Origin of the sequence: Paenibacillus sp. NPDC058071 (assembly GCF_042885235.1) — a bacterium.
Taxonomy (GTDB): Bacteria; Bacillota; Bacilli; order Paenibacillales; family Paenibacillaceae; genus Pristimantibacillus.
The window spans coordinates 55,682-69,485 of sequence record NZ_JBHVSK010000013.1 but is presented as its reverse complement, the minus strand read 5'-3'; the positions used below and the strand labels follow the sequence as shown (position 1 = coordinate 69,485).

General features: G+C 51.2%; 14 protein-coding genes. 8 read left to right on the top strand and 6 right to left on the bottom strand.

The features are described from left to right. Window positions 1–86 precede the first annotated feature (86 nt). Entirely contained in the window at window positions 87–527 is a 441-nt protein-coding gene (locus ACFVTB_RS20100) for a ribosomal maturation YjgA family protein (protein ID WP_387753083.1), read from the top strand. Here ACFVTB_RS20100 and ACFVTB_RS20095 read toward each other — a convergent pair. After that, entirely contained in the window at window positions 522–1,073 is a 552-nt protein-coding gene (locus ACFVTB_RS20095) for a CAP domain-containing protein (RefSeq protein WP_387753080.1), read from the bottom strand. The two genes, ACFVTB_RS20100 and ACFVTB_RS20095, sit on opposite strands and share 6 nt — an antisense overlap. Window positions 1,074–1,189: 116 nt before the next feature. Between ACFVTB_RS20095 and ACFVTB_RS20090 the strand changes: the two genes are divergently transcribed. From ACFVTB_RS20090 to ACFVTB_RS20080, 3 genes are all read left to right on the top strand, one after another. Further along, entirely contained in the window at window positions 1,190–1,684 is a 495-nt protein-coding gene (locus tag ACFVTB_RS20090) for a GAF domain-containing protein (RefSeq protein WP_387753077.1), read from the top strand. A 225-nt stretch (window positions 1,685–1,909) separates the two neighbouring features. Beyond that, window positions 1,910–2,047, top strand: coding sequence for a hypothetical protein (locus tag ACFVTB_RS20085; RefSeq protein ID WP_387753074.1), 138 nt, complete (start codon window positions 1,910–1,912; stop codon window positions 2,045–2,047). Window positions 2,048–2,226: 179 nt separating this feature from the next. After that, the gene (locus tag ACFVTB_RS20080; RefSeq protein WP_387753072.1) at window positions 2,227–3,030 is read left to right on the top strand and encodes a hypothetical protein; all 804 of its coding nucleotides are present in this window, start codon (window positions 2,227–2,229) and stop codon (window positions 3,028–3,030) included. A 106-nt stretch (window positions 3,031–3,136) separates the two neighbouring features. Here ACFVTB_RS20080 and ACFVTB_RS20075 read toward each other — a convergent pair whose 3' ends face one another. Then, on the bottom strand, window positions 3,137–3,724 hold the full coding sequence (locus ACFVTB_RS20075; RefSeq protein ID WP_387753069.1) for an AAA family ATPase: 588 nt from the start codon (window positions 3,722–3,724) through the stop codon (window positions 3,137–3,139). 178 nt (window positions 3,725–3,902) lie between these two features. Here ACFVTB_RS20075 and ACFVTB_RS20070 point away from each other — a divergent pair, with 178 nt between their 5' ends. Beyond that, complete coding sequence (locus ACFVTB_RS20070; RefSeq protein WP_387753066.1) at window positions 3,903–5,006, top strand: CobW family GTP-binding protein; 1,104 nt, start codon at window positions 3,903–3,905, stop codon at window positions 5,004–5,006. Window positions 5,007–5,130: 124 nt separating this feature from the next. Beyond that, window positions 5,131–5,682: a hypothetical protein gene (locus tag ACFVTB_RS20065; protein WP_387753063.1), complete on the top strand. Its 552-nt coding sequence runs from the start codon at window positions 5,131–5,133 to the stop codon at window positions 5,680–5,682. A gap of 535 nt (window positions 5,683–6,217) precedes the next feature. On the opposite strand, the gene ACFVTB_RS20060 is transcribed toward ACFVTB_RS20065, so the two are convergent. From ACFVTB_RS20060 to ACFVTB_RS20045, 4 genes are all read right to left on the bottom strand, one after another. Beyond that, entirely contained in the window at window positions 6,218–6,682 is a 465-nt protein-coding gene (locus ACFVTB_RS20060; protein ID WP_387753060.1) for a RidA family protein, read from the bottom strand. Window positions 6,683–6,770: 88 nt separating this feature from the next. After that, complete coding sequence (locus ACFVTB_RS20055; protein ID WP_387753058.1) at window positions 6,771–8,375, bottom strand: N-acyl-D-amino-acid deacylase family protein; 1,605 nt, start codon at window positions 8,373–8,375, stop codon at window positions 6,771–6,773. A 69-nt stretch (window positions 8,376–8,444) separates the two neighbouring features. Continuing rightward, on the bottom strand, window positions 8,445–9,593 hold the full coding sequence (locus ACFVTB_RS20050; RefSeq protein WP_387753055.1) for an alanine racemase: 1,149 nt from the start codon (window positions 9,591–9,593) through the stop codon (window positions 8,445–8,447). Continuing rightward, a complete protein-coding gene (locus tag ACFVTB_RS20045) occupies window positions 9,590–10,261 on the bottom strand; it encodes a helix-turn-helix transcriptional regulator (RefSeq protein ID WP_387753052.1) in 672 nt (223 codons plus the stop codon). The genes ACFVTB_RS20050 and ACFVTB_RS20045 overlap by 4 nt, the downstream gene beginning before the upstream one ends. 392 nt (window positions 10,262–10,653) lie before the next feature. Here ACFVTB_RS20045 and ACFVTB_RS20040 point away from each other — a divergent pair, with 392 nt between their 5' ends. Together ACFVTB_RS20040 and ACFVTB_RS20035 are read left to right on the top strand one after the other, a co-directional pair. Beyond that, the gene (locus ACFVTB_RS20040; protein WP_387753050.1) at window positions 10,654–13,152 is read left to right on the top strand and encodes a bifunctional diguanylate cyclase/phosphodiesterase; all 2,499 of its coding nucleotides are present in this window, start codon (window positions 10,654–10,656) and stop codon (window positions 13,150–13,152) included. A gap of 121 nt (window positions 13,153–13,273) precedes the next feature. Further along, a complete protein-coding gene (locus ACFVTB_RS20035; protein ID WP_387753047.1) occupies window positions 13,274–13,801 on the top strand; it encodes a sigma-70 family RNA polymerase sigma factor in 528 nt (175 codons plus the stop codon). Window positions 13,802–13,804 lie beyond the last annotated feature (3 nt).

Here is a 13,804-nt window from a genome sequence, read left to right as displayed (position 1 = left end):
CAACACAAGCAAAGAAGCTTCCCCGTGCATCCGATGCGCAGGGAAGCTTCCTTTTTCATTAGAAAACCGAAGGGGCGATGGTCCATATGCCTGCTAGACCGATAATAGAACGAATCGGTTACTTGGCGGCCTTGCTTGCTGCGATTATTCTGGGGCTGAGCAGCCGCATTTTCTCCGATCGGTTGCCAGCGTTTGTCGTTCATCACTTTGGAGACGCTTTATGGGCGGCGATGATATACTTCGGCTTCCGATTTCTTCAGCCACGCGGGAGACTTGGAGCTGCGGCTTTATCAGCAGTCGCATTCTCCTTCGCAATTGAGTTCAGCCAGCTGTATCAAGCGGATTGGATCAATCATTTGCGGTCTACGCTCATCGGCGGTTTGATTTTGGGGAAAGGGTTTGTTAGCGTCGATCTTGTACGATACGCGGCTGGCATTGCGGCGGCTTACCTGCTCGATCGATTGTTCCCACACGTCATACGTCGGCCAGCATTCGGGAATCGCACGGAGCAATTGAAGCGATTATAGCCGAACGAAGAGCTGTGTCCAGTAGGTCCGATACTCGCTGTCGCTGTTGCCGGGCACGTAGCCGACGCCCAAATACGTAAAGTTCGGGTTTAAAATATTGGCCCGGTGTCCAGGGCTGTTCAACCAAGCGTTCATAACTGCCTCCGGCGTCAATTGGCCCGCAGCGATATTTTCGCCATAAGCCGTCCAAGCAACGCCGAAGGTATCCAGCATTTCGCCAGGGCTGCCGTAGGTCGGGGAAGTGTGCGCAAAATATCCCTGATCCCGCATATCCCGAGCTTTAAGCGTTGCGATTTCGCTTAATTGGTCAACCGTAACACTGCTGCCGTTCGGAAGCTGCGTTGTTACCAGCAGCTTTTGAAGAGGTCGCAGTCCGGCCGCAATTCTTGCTTGATTGGTCAAGTCGAACACATCATCCGCAAACGCCAAAATACGTACGGTAGGCTTGAAACGCTTGCGCTGCTGAACTGCCGGCCGACGAGACGGCGATATAGAGCGGCGTCGGACTTTTCTTGCGGAGGAAGCGGCCGTTTTGTTTTTAGGCATGATATTCCCCTTTCTATGAGAACGACACGCTATATCATATTCGGAAATAGTGAACAGGCTTGGATACCATCCTATTGAAATAGAAGTAAAAGAAAAAGAAAAGAGGTGCTTGTAACATGTTCGAGCAATCGCTATATACGGGTACGAGAGAGCAAAGCTATGAGCTGCTGCTCAAACAGCTGGATAGTTTAATCGCTGACGAGCCGAGCCTGTTAGCCAATCTGGCGAACGCTTCCGCACTGTTGGGACAGTTTTTGGAAGACATCAACTGGGTCGGCTTTTATTTGCTGGAGGGCGAGGAGCTTGTGCTCGGTCCGTTCCAAGGAAAACCGGCTTGCACAAGAATCACCGTTGATAAAGGAGTATGCGGAACCGCTGTAAGCAGACGGGAAGCCGTGCTAGTCGATGACGTCCATCAATTTCCGGGACATATCGCTTGCGACAGCGCTTCGAACTCGGAGCTTGTCATTCCGATTTTTCTGAAGGATGGCGGCATTCTAGGAGTGCTCGATATTGATAGTCCTTCCTTTGCGCGGTTCGACGAGACAGACTTGATTGGACTGACTGCATTTGCGGAAATATTGGGTCAACGGGTTTCCGCTAGAGCATAGTCGGGCGTAACATGCTGTACAACTGGAACGGCGACCTACGCATGAGCACATTTTTGTTCATGGCCTATACGGTATTAGGTGGATTCACATAAGATGCAAATGTACCGTAACGACAGCAGTCCTGCAAGGCGTTCCGATGGCAGCGGAACGGTCGCAGCGGCGAACAGTCGGTTAGGTACAGGGTGAAATCCCCTTCTTATCTTTCTTTGCGAAGGAGATGAATAAATGAGCTATGGAGTAGGTAACGCCGGATACGGTCCGGGATGCGGCGGCGGACACGTGGGCGGCGCTTTCACAAGCGTCGGCGTCATTCTCGTCCTCTTTATCCTGCTAGTTATCATTAGCCGCTCTTTGTGCTGGTGATTACTTGCCTAGCCAGCTAGTCAGCACGAGGCGAAGCCGTAACAATCTGATATAGATGAAACGAATCCTCCAGCGCCCGCCGCGCTGGGGGATTTGTTTCATTAGCTTGCTGTTTTTCCCTCCGCAACCTTTTTCTATCAAGGGAGTACTTACCTTTACAGAGAGAAGGGGGCATAAGCTTGAGACATACGCATAAGATCATTATTTGTGCATTATCGTTCAGTCTGCTTCTTACCGGCTGCTCAATTATAGAGAGGGCTGAGGAAGCAATTGCACTTATTGAACAGGGAAGGCAGGAGAAAGAGCAGTACAGACAAGAGCCAATTGAGCAGAAGAAAGAGCAATATAGACAAGAGCCGCTCGAAAGGGAGAGGCCGCAACCTCGGACTGAAATCGCGAAGATGTTTTCGTTAACCTATCATGAAGTGGCCCAGCCGAATCCATCGTCTTCCATAGCCTACTCTGCGTTGACGAAGAAGAAAGAATGGCCGAATGGACTGATCGTGTTTGCCAAAAAAGACGAAGAAACGGACGAGATGTATCTCGGTCAGCGAGACGGGAATACGGTAAAGGAATTTGGCACATTCGGCAGCGATACATATTTGAATGTGATTGATTTGAACGAAACGGAAGTGTTCGATGAGCAGCTTTATTGGGCGATCGGTTATTGCGGCGCAGCCTGCTCGGTGAATTACTTTCTAAAAGACATAGATGGCAGCTGGGAAGTCATTCTATTCAGCGATCGACTGCTGGAGATTGCTGACTTGGACGGCGACGGCCGCCGTGAAATTCTGGCTTACAACGGATCGCCGTCGGTTGACTTGATGATTTACAATAAAATCGATGGTCAAGTAGTGGAGAGCGATTCAGTAAACGAGGCAGCAGAGGCATGGAGCGGGAACGGGATCAAATTCAACGGGAAGAACGGGCTATTCGAATCGTTCGATGAGCCGAAACGCTACTATAAGCTTGTTTCAGAATAAGAGAAGGGCCGTCAATTTCGCTGATCAAGCGAGGTTGACGGCCCTATTAATTAGTACTTTACCGAATACTGACTATCCTTCATCGCATGCAAAAGCCGGCAAAAGATTAACGAATATGCTTGATCTTCGTGATCAACCGGTCCCATCTCCTGCGCAGATTGCTTCTATTGTCAGGTAAGAGAGGGATATCCAGTTGAGCGCCGATCAGTTCAACGACTTCTTGCGTCGTCAGCTTGTCCGTATCGAGGTGGCTTGTGAAAATCTCGCTCGATAATGATTCCACACAGCGTTCGATTTGTAGAGCAGCCCAGCTTGTCCGGCCTTGACCGCGACTCCGTAATCGTTTGAGCAACACCTCTTTCGAAGCGCACAACGCAAAATGGTGGATCGCAACTCCATCGCGACGCAGCTTGCCTATGATTTCATCGAAATATATAGGGTCTACAATCGTCATTGGTACGATGATCGTCCCGTTGAATTCCTCATACCAATATTTTAAAGCAGTATAGTTCATTTCACGCCAAATTGAATAATGCTGAAAATCGTCCTTTGCAATGGAAGGCGGTATGTTTTTCATTAGAAAAAAGCCTATTTTCTCGGGATCGTACACAGTGGAGCCCGAGATTCTTCGCTGCAGCTCGTAGGCCGTTGTCGTTTTTCCTGATCCGAAAGCGCCATTTATCCAAATGATCATGAGATGACCGATTGCCCCCTTTATTAAGCTTCCAATTTTCTTTCAGACGTAAATAGATAGGTAAAAGTTCCCTATTAACACAAACTAACCTCTCTCCGTTCGTCGGCTCTTTTTTCCTTGCAAGATTGCGATATAATGAAGCATGACGCATAGCTTTTCTAGAAAGGGGATAACGGTCATGCCGAAAAAAGATCATCTGATTCCGATTCATTTACTATCGGGCTTTCTCGGAAGCGGGAAAACGACGCTGCTGACGAAAATGCTCGATCATTATAAAGCGCAAGGACTGAAGGCCGCCGTCATTATGAACGAGCTGGGAGATATCAATCTGGACGGCCAGCTTGTGGACGGAGAGGTGCCGATGTCGGAAATGCTGAGCGGCTGCATTTGCTGTACGATTCGCGCCGACCTGAGCATGGAGCTCGTAGCGCTAATCGACGAGCATCAGCCGGACGTCATCATTATCGAGTCAACGGGAGCCGCCAATCCTCTTGAGATCATTGATGGGGTTACGGAAACGTCCATGTACGCTCGGATCGAACTGCGCTCAATCATTACGGTAGTCGACGGGCCGGAGCTGCTTAGCCGAAGCCGCAACGGCAAAGGCCGCACATTTAAATTAATGCAGGAGCAGATTCGTTGCGCGACCCGCTTGCTTCTGAATAAGTCGGATAAGCTGGAAGCGGAGGAACTGGTCGAGGCTCAGCAGCTATTGCGAGAGCTGAACAGCCATGCGCCGATAAAAGCGACCGTTCGCTGTGAAGTCGACGATTTGAACGGGCTGGGGCTTGAAGCAGCAAACGAACAAGATGTCGGTCAGTTGCACAATCAGCACCAAAAGCATAATGCCAGTCACGAGCATCATTCCAGTCATGACCACGACCACGATCATGACCATGACCATGACCATGACCATGACCATGACCACGATCAAGAGAATCATCGCGATCAGGACTCGCATCGTAGTCATGACGCTGGTCATCAGCATTCTCATCACCACCACTCGCATGAGCATGTGATGGTTTTGACTCACTATTTGAACGGACCAGTTGATAGCGAGGCGTTCGAGGCGCTGCTGCGGGACCTTCCGGAAAACATATACCGGGCAAAAGGGATCGTCACGTTCACGGATACGGCGAGCCGCTTCTTGTTTCAGTACGCTTACCGGGAAAGCGACTTTATGCGCATTACACCGCAAGGAGATGTGAATGACGTAGCTGTTTTCATCGGGGAACATTTCTCGAAGGAGGAGCTGTTAGAGCGGCTAAAGCGTCTAGAGTAGACGAAGCCGTTTGCTTGATTTCGAAACACATGTCTATTCGCTCGCATGGATGGGAAAAATAATCCAGAAGGATCCGGGCCAAGCTCCGGTATCCAGAACGAATAGAAGGGTTGTGGCAAAAAGGATGAAAGTAAAAGGATTCGTCGCGGCGCTTGCCGCAGCGGTTTGGTTAATGGCATTGCCAGTCTACGCGCAGACGCCAGAGCAGCTTTCCCCGGAGGAAAATGACGGCAGCGCTCACTCCCATGCAGAAGAAGGATGGCAGCATGGGCACGATCATCATAAAGGCCAGCCGCCATCGGCGAGCCAAATTGAAGAGCATCGTTTGGCGAAGCTCCGTTACATGGCAAAGTACTTTGGTATTAGCACAGAAGGCAAAACGGCCGAGCAGTTAAAGACGGAGCTGCAAGCAGCTAAAGCGAAAGACGCGGCAAAATGGGAAGCTTTCAAGAAAGAGCACCAAGCAAAACGTCTGGAGCATTTACGGAGAGTGGCGAAGGAGCATGGCATTCAGACGGAAGGCAAGTCGGCGGATCAACTGCTGGACGAGCTGCGCAAGCTTCGTAAAGAAAAGGAAAGCCGGGAAGGAGCGCCGGAAAATCCGCAGCAGCAGCAAAAACAGCCAACGGAACCGCAGCAGCAGCAAGCGCCAAAACAAAAAGGAAGCAAGGCGTAATTCAGCAGCCGCAGGCAATGCAGCTGGCTGAAAGCATTCCATAGAAAAAATCCCGGCAGAGCGAGCTGTCGGGATTTTTCATTTCAAAGCTGCCGTTGAAGAATAACTGCAATATTGCAGTTATTTGTCCAGTTAAAGGCCGACCAGCGAGTAATAACTGCGTTTTTGCATTTATTACTCGCTTTGAGCCTGCTCTAGCGCTTGACCTCAAGGAAATAACGTCCTTTTGGACGTTATTTCCTTATTCATGACCGATATCGGGAGAAATAACTGCGTTTTAGCAGTTATTTCCTAAGTGAGCGATAAGCTATGAGAATATTCACTATTTCCTAAGGGAGCAGTGACAAGCTATAAGAGCCTTTACTATATCACTAAGGGAGCAGTGACAAGCTATGATAGCCTCACAATTTCGCTCAGGGAACAGTGACAAGCTCGAAGCTCCACTACTTTACTTCCCTAAAAGAGCGACAACAAGTTCGTGAGAGACTTCGCCCTATGAGGCAGCTTCAGCCCTATGAGGCAGCTTCAGCCCTAACTAGTCGCGGATTTCCGCAATCAGCTCGATTTCGACTGGCGTGTGGAAAGGCAGGTCGCTCGTGCCGATCGCGGAGCGGGCGTGACGGCCGTTCTCGCCGAATACGGAGATCAGCAGATCGGAAGCGCCGTTCATTACGTATGGCTGATCGCCGAAGCCTGGCGCGCTGTTGACGAATCCGAGAATTTTAACGATTTTGACAACGCGGTCGAGGTCGCCGAGATAAGCTTTCATAGCTGCCAGCAAGTTAATGACAACTTGGCGAGCTGCTTCTTGGCCTTGCTCGATCGTCAGGTCCGAACCGACCTTGCCTTCGTACATCAATATGCCGTTAATGCGGCAGTCGAAGCCGGACGTGTAGATCAGATTGCCAGTTTGGTTAACCGGAATGTAAGAAAATTTCGGTGCGGTTGTTTCTGGAAGCGTAATGCCAAGCTCAGCGAGACGTTTTTCGATTTGAGACATCGTTAAATTCCTCCAATAATTTCGTTAGTTTTGTGCCGTTTTGGCAAATTAAAGCGATTTGATGTTGTTGAAGCAGCCGCAATGCCAATTACATATGACAGCAATGCTGAGCGCGAATTAACTGGCCTTCGCGCTTATGCGTATGCGTCCCTTGGTCCAGCGTTAGCTGCCCGCCGACAACGACATGCGAGATGCCCGTCGGATATTGGCGCGGACTTTCGAACGTTGCGGTATCTTGAATCGTATCCATGTTAAATACGGTCAGATCCGCAATGTAGCCCGGCACGATCAAGCCGCGTTTGCCAAGCTTGAACCGCTGCACGGGGAAGGAGGTCAGCTTGCGCACCGCCTGCTCCAGCGACAGCACTTTGTCTTGGCGAACATATTTGGCGAAAACGCGCGGGAACGTGCCGTACGTGCGAGGATGGGGCTTGCCCGTCTCACAGTTCAAGCTGTCGGAGGCAATTAGCGATTTCTCGTACGCAATGACCTGCTTCACGTCATCGTCCGACATATGGAAGTAGACGATGGCGATTTGTCCGTCCTCCTCGAGCAGCAGATCCATCATGCAATCGACCGGATGCTGTCCGCGAAGCTCGGCGGCTTCGGCAATCGACATTCCTTCCAGCCCGCGATTCGTTTCCGTCTGCACGGATGAAATAATAACGCTTTGCCAGCCTGTCGAGCAGACGAGATTATCCCAGCTGTCCTGCTCGTGGCTGAGCTCTTCTTTGATCCGTTCCCGCAACGACTTGTCGCGGAAAGCCTCAAGCGTCCTCTCGATACCGCCCTCAAGCACCCAAGGCGGCAGCACTGTCGTCAGCGTCGTCGAACCGGCGGAATATGGGTAGACGTCGACGGTGACGTCCATGCCGCGCGCTCTGGCGTCTTCAACCAGCTCCAGCGCGTCGAGCGCTTTGCCCCAGTTCGCACGCCCGGCCGCTTTCAAGTGGCTGATATGCAGCGAAATGCCGGTCTTCTCGGCAATCCAGATCACTTCCGCGACGGAAGGGAGCAGGTTATTGCCTTCGCCGCGAATATGGGTAGCCAGCAGGCCGTTATATTTCGGCAGCACGCTGCACAGCTCGGCCAGCTCTTCCCTGGACGTATAGCTGCCTGGAGCGTACAGCAGTCCGATCGACAGTCCAATTGCGCCGGCCCGCAGCCCTTCTTCAAGCAAAGACTTCATTTTCTCGATTTCCGGCTTTGTGGCCGGGCGATTCTCGAAGCCCATAACGGCAATGCGCAGGGCGCCGTGAGCGACATAGGTGGCGATATGCTCGGACGGATTGGAGCGGCCGACATAATCCATATACTGGCCAACCGTTTCCCAAGGCCATTCCCAAGTCGTATCGCCGAGAACCGGCTGGACGTAGGTCGCCAGCATGTCGGCACGGCTGCGCACGAGAGGAGCGGGTGCAAGCCCGCAGTTGCCGACAACCTCGGTCGTTACCCCTTGCTGAAGCTTGATCTCGCTGTGCGGATGGTCGATGATCATCAGGTCGGAGTGGCAGTGGCCGTCGATGAAGCCGGGAGAAATAATTTGTCGTCCGACATCGATCACTTGACGCGCTTCGAGATCGACAGAGCCGACGGCCACGATAACGCCGTCCTTCACGCCCACGTCGCCGCCGAACCAAGGGTTGCCGCTTCCGTCAACGATTTTGCCGTTTTTCAGTAGTAGATCGAGCATGATGTAAATCCTCCTTCTCCTAATAACCCGAATGATTCCGCTTAGTTGTCTAACAGGAAAAGCTTGCGGCTATTCCAGCATGCCGCGGGCGGCGATTGGCGTCTTCCGGAGTAGTCCGTCGGACTCTTCCCAGTAGACGAAATTATGAAGATTGACCGTGCTGCAAATATGGTTCGGGATGATCGCGATTCGATCGCCGACCCGGTAAGCGGAATCAGCTGCGATGCGAATCATGCCGTGCTCTTCGTTCATCCGTTCCAGCACAGCGTGCTCATCGCCGATAATATGTCCGAATCCGCGCAAGTGGAGCGGCGGATTGTTCGGCTGTACGTCGGTTGCGAACGTTTTGCTGCCGCCGTCCACGACGATCAGCTCGGCCGACGGTCGGCTGACGACCGTCACCCATACGGCTCCGGCGCAGTCGTCAAACGCGCAAACGCCGAATCCGACCTGCATCCGGTCCTGATAGATGTAGGTGCCGGGTCGAATTTCCGTAACGCCGTCGATCTCGGCCGCGTAGGCGGCGGTCGGCGTCGAGCCGACGCTGACATCGGCGATGTCCAGTCCGGCATCACGCAAAGCGCGGGCGGCTTCCGCCATCATACGTCCTTCTTCGTGCCCGGCTGCCCGGATATCCAGCGTCGATTTACCGTCCAGCATGGCTCCCCGATAGGTGAAAATACCACTTAAGCGTATGCCGTCCATCGCGTCGATCTTCAATGCGAGCTCGGCCGCATCCTGCGGCAAAACCCCGGTGCGGTGCAGGCCGGTATCGATCTCCAGGCGCGCTTCCAGCTCCATGCCGCCCGCTGCTGCCGCTTGCGATAGAAGCATCGCCCCCTCGAGGCTGTCGACGGCTAAAATCAGACGAACGCCGCGGCTTGCCAACCGAACGGCACGCTCCAGCTTGGCCGGACTGACGATCGGATAAGCGATAAAAATATTATCGATACCGCTGTCCGCCATCACTTCAGCCTCGGAGAGCTTCGCGACGGTGATCCCGTCGGCTCCTGCGGCGATTTGCTTGGCCGCAACCTCGGGAAGCTTATGCGTCTTCGCGTGAGGGCGAAGCTTAACGCCGCTGCGTGCCGCCGCTTCCGCCATGCCCGCAATGTTGCCAGCGACCTTTGCGCCATTAATGATGATGCAAGGCGTCTCTGGCAACCCGCTTGATGCTGCGGAAATGCCGCCGTTTCCGTTATTCTCGTGATTGCTCATTCGTTGGCTCCTGCCTCTCCCGCCGCTTCCCCGGCTGTCGATTTGGACTCGTCCAAATAGCTGTAGAGCGTATACTTCGAAATGCCGAGGTACTGGCAAATCTTCTCTCCCGCTTTTTTAATAAGAAAAGCGCCCTTCTGGTCCAGCAGTTGAATCATTCTCACTTTGTCTTCCTTCAACATATGGGAAGGAGGGAGGCCGATAAGCTCTTGCGCTTCCTGAATAAGTGTATCGAGCAAATCGCCGACGTTTGTTACGAATGATTCGCGTACCGGCTGCAAGCCGCTGGCCGTTAAGGATTGCAGCGTCTTCTCGGCGATTGTTAGCTCCGTAATATCAAAATTGATGCAGACGGCTCCGATGATTTTGCCTTCTTTGTTCTTGACGTACATCGAGGTCGAGCGCAGCAGCCGCCCTTCCTTCGTTTGCGTCACGTAATTATGGCGATTGTCTCCTTCGGTTGTGCCCCGCATAATTTCGAGGCCGAGATTGGTTCCCGGATCCCCGACTTTTCGTCCGGTTACATGCCCATTCTCGATCCAAACAATAGTGCTGTCGTAGGGGCGAGACCAGTCGTGGACGACAACCTCGCAGTTATCGCCGAATTGCGCCGTAATGCCTTTTGCCATTTCCTTCAGAAAAGGAAGCTCTTGTTCAATCGACTCCAAAAAAAGTAGCCCCCTCAAAAAAATTCAATTCCTACCTACATGGTACACCGAACAACATTAAAAAACAAACAAAAAATTTGTTTGGCTAAAAAAAAGTATGGTAACTAGTTCGGAAGTATGATGAACGGCATTCACACGAAAATTTTCCGAGGAAAAGAGTGGGAAAAACAAAGCAAGCCGAACGGAAGGAATAGTGATAATGGAGGGAAATAGAAGGACAATCTATTCATTTTTACGCGGAAAATGTCGATTAATATCCATATAGTTCCCAATTTAAAGGACATTTTTGGATTGTGTTCTACTTAATTTGTCAAGTATACTAGGACCATATCATTTTTTGGCAAAATTCGTCGATTTCGATTGCGCAAGTGGCAAGGGAGGAAGAGTTACAATTGAGGTCGATTAAGCTTAGTATCGCACAAAAGGTAATAACAGCATTGGGAGCGCTTATGCTTCTCTCTTTCGCTTCCCTGATGACGGTTCATTTCATGAAGCTGTACGACGCAAGCATTAAGCAAGGCGAACTTCTTGCACAGAAGCAGTCCATAAGTTATATTGGGCATTTTACGCAATCGATGAATCAAACGCTGTCAATGCTCGAAACGATGCGGTCGACGACGCTCCAAATGCGAGCCGACGGCGTTCAAACCCGGGAACGTACGGTAAAGTTGCTGGAGGATATCGTTCACAAAAATACATATTTGTTAGGCGCATTTACCCTTTGGGAACCGGATGCTTTCGACGGAGAAGACACGAGCCATCGCAGCGACGGCAGTTATGACGACGAAACGGGCCGCTTTCTTCCTTATGTTGTACGCACGAATAGCGGCATGATTCAGATTGAACCTTTAAAGCATTATGAGGAAGCGGGCATAGGCGACTACTACCAAATTCCTAAGCAAACGAAGCGGTTTACTTTACTAGAGCCGTACACTTACGAGATTGATGGCCAGTCCATTATGATGACTTCGCTTGTTTATCCGATTCTAGACGACAACGGCGAGTTTTTAGGCATTATTGGAGCTGATATTTCCCTTGCAACCGTACAGCGGGGGGTAGAGCGCTTAAAGCCGCTGGGCGGCTATGCGAATATTATTACGGAGAGCAACAATTATATAGTAAACAGCCTGAAGCCGGAGCTGGCCGCAAAGCCGTACGAGCAATGGCCGAACGGAGCAGCCCCGGGCGACTTAAGGGATAAGGAAGAGTTGATGCTGTATACCGATGACCCGAGCAATTCGGAAACGGTTATGCAGCTCTTCTATTCGATACCGATTAACGATTACAAATGGTATTTTGAGATGATTATTCCGAAAGAAAATATGTTGGTCGACTTCCGCGAAAGCGTCTTGCGTTCCATTGTCATTTCGCTGCTTGCGCTGGCGGCAAGCGTTATATTGATGGTGCTGCTGCTCCGGAGGATCGTGCTGCAAAATATCGAAAAGGTCGCCAAGGCTTCGACAGCTATCGCGATGGGCAATTCCAGACAGCGGCTAGAGATTCGGACAAACGACGAGTTTGAGCATTTGGCCGACCAATTTAATCGAATGCTCGATTACCGGATTGAAGCAGAGGCGCTCATTCATTTTCAAGCGACGCATGATTTGCTGACGGCACTGCCGAACCGGTTTGGCTTTAATCAGTTTTTTGATCGATTGATTGAAGAAGCTGATACTCCGGCGATTGCAAGGCATATGGCGCTTCTCTATATCGATCTGGACCGCTTTAAAGTGATTAATGATACGATGGATTATTCCATCGGTGACGAGCTTTTAAAGCAAATCGCGAGAAGAATCGAGTCTGTGGTTGGCTCTTCCGGTCAGGCGTTTCGCTTCGGAGGCGACGAATTTGTCGTCTTGCTGGACGGCGTCATTCACCTGCCGCAAGTGCTGGTAATGGCCGAGGACGTGCTTCGTTCCGTTGCCGAGCCGATCTTGCTGAAGGACCGAATGTTCTATGTAACGGCGAGTATCGGCATTAGTCTTCAGCATGAAATATCTGCCGCGACATCCGATCGGCTGGTGAAGGAATCGGATATCGCGCTGTTCGTTGCGAAGAAGCAGCGCAATACGTGCACGATGTATACGCACTCGATGAACGATGTGCCGACGAAAGAAATCGTGCTGGAAAACAGCTTGTACGCAGCACTGGAAAACAATCAGTTTATGCTTGTCTATCAGCCTAAAATCGAACTTTTGACAGGACGGATATATGGCGCGGAAGCGCTAATCCGATGGAAGCATCCAGAGCTCGGCATGGTGTCTCCGCTCGAGTTCATCCCTTTAGCCGAGAAGACGGGATTTATTATTCCGCTCGGAGAGTGGGTGCTGAAAACGGCGTGCGAGCAAATTAAAAAATGGGAGAAGCTCGGTATTACTTCTTTCTCTGTCAGCGTCAACATGTCGATGATTCAATTTCAGCAAAAGAATATCGTTTATACGATTGAAAGAATACTGTCCGAAACAGGCGTTTCGCCAAAACAGTTGGAGCTGGAGCTGACCGAATCCATTTTCATGGACAATCCCGAGCATACGCTGAAAATATTAAACGATCTTCAGCAGCTTGGCGTCAGATTGTCGCTGGACGATTTCGGAACGGGTTACTCTTCATTAAGCTATTTGCAAAACATACCGCTGCACTATTTGAAGCTGGACAAAACATTTATACACGACATCGTTTCCGACATTCGCAAGCAAATGATCTTCCATTCGCTCGTCGTCATCGCACACAATTTGAACATGAAAGTTGTGACCGAAGGCGTAGAGACGCAGGAAGAGCTGGATATCATCCGCGAGCATGATTGCGATCTCGTACAAGGTTATTTCTACAGTCCGCCAGTTCCGCCGGACAAGTTTGCCGAGCTGTATGAGGCGGTGGCCGGAACCGAATAATAATGAGAAGGTTCTTCTTGTCATAAGGAGAACCTTCTGTTTTTTTTTGAACGACTATGCTACATATCAGGACGATTGTCCGTCTTACTTATAGCTTAAGCGAGAAGAGGAGGACACGGGAATGGAACAACCGGCGCCGGAATTGTTTCGAAATTTGTTTGAACAGCATTATCCTTCGGTTCGCCGCAAGCTGATTGCGCTTGTTAGAGACGAAGCGGCTGCTGAGGATATTGCGCAGGAAGTATTCCTCAAGCTGTATCGCAATCCGCCGGATCAACTAGAGGCCGTGGGGGCTTGGCTCCACCGGGTGCTGACCCGCCAGGCCTATGATTATATCGATAAAGCGACGAGGGATCGCGAGCTTGCCCGCAAGTCAGAGCAGGCTCTCATGTCCGAGCCTCAAGCGGCCCGATCGAATGAGCAGGCCGTTATGGATCAAGAGGAACGGGAAGAGGTCCAGCGGCTGCTTGAAGAGCTGCCGGACAGAGATCGCAAGCTTCTGCTGCTGCGCTACTCGGGATACAGCTATGCGGAAATCGCCGATAAATTAAGCGTGCAGCAGCCACAGGTCGGCACGCTGTTGAAACGGGCAGGAGACCGGTTTAAACGGAAAGCGATACAAGCCGAAGGGATAATGACGAGAGATTAGGAG